Source organism: Haloferax profundi (assembly GCF_001469865.1).
In the GTDB taxonomy this organism is placed as follows: domain Archaea; phylum Halobacteriota; class Halobacteria; order Halobacteriales; family Haloferacaceae; genus Haloferax; species Haloferax profundi.
On the sequence record NZ_LOPV01000674.1, the window covers coordinates 1 to 575 of the forward strand.

A 575-nucleotide genomic window follows, 5' to 3' on the forward strand; every position below is an offset into this window, starting at 1 on the left:
TCGATCTGCGAATCAGTTTGTTGCTCGACTTCGTAGCCACTGATAACGAACGGCTCGACTGCGTACACCTCTTCTGTCCCGTTCATAAGTGCAATCCCATACGTTCCTGGGTCATACCGGTCAAGGTAGAACCTCGCAGAGCCGTCACCACCATCAACGTATTCGTTGTCACGGAGGCGTTGCTGGCTATCGACGAGGCGAATCGTATAGGAGGTATCTGCTGGCGCCGTAGTCGAAACGTCAATATTTCCATCGACGGGGGCTTTGCCAACAGCAGCAATCGTCTGGTCTCCCCACTTCGTGGATATTTCGCGGTCAGGAACGTCTACATCACCGTCAATGCTCACTGAGAAATCACCACTCTGAGCAGCCGATAACGGGGCAGTAACCACACAGCCGAGGAGAAGTATCGCGAGGAAGGCTCGGAATCCAATCATCTGTTCTACCCAGACGTAGAGAAGTGGTGGATAAGTGTATTTTCATGAAATGGCGACACTTCAAAAGCCGATCTGTGAGTTCCGTTTAGCTGACTCGAAGGAGGGTTCCGACATCGTAGCGCACGAACGCATAGCCAG

At 52.3% G+C, this 575-nt stretch carries 1 pseudogene; it reads right to left on the reverse strand.

What is annotated here, in order from left to right:
• A pseudogene (locus tag AUR66_RS18625) lies at positions 1-437 on the reverse strand (hypothetical protein); the annotation flags it as partial.
• Positions 438-575: the final 138 nt, after the last annotated feature.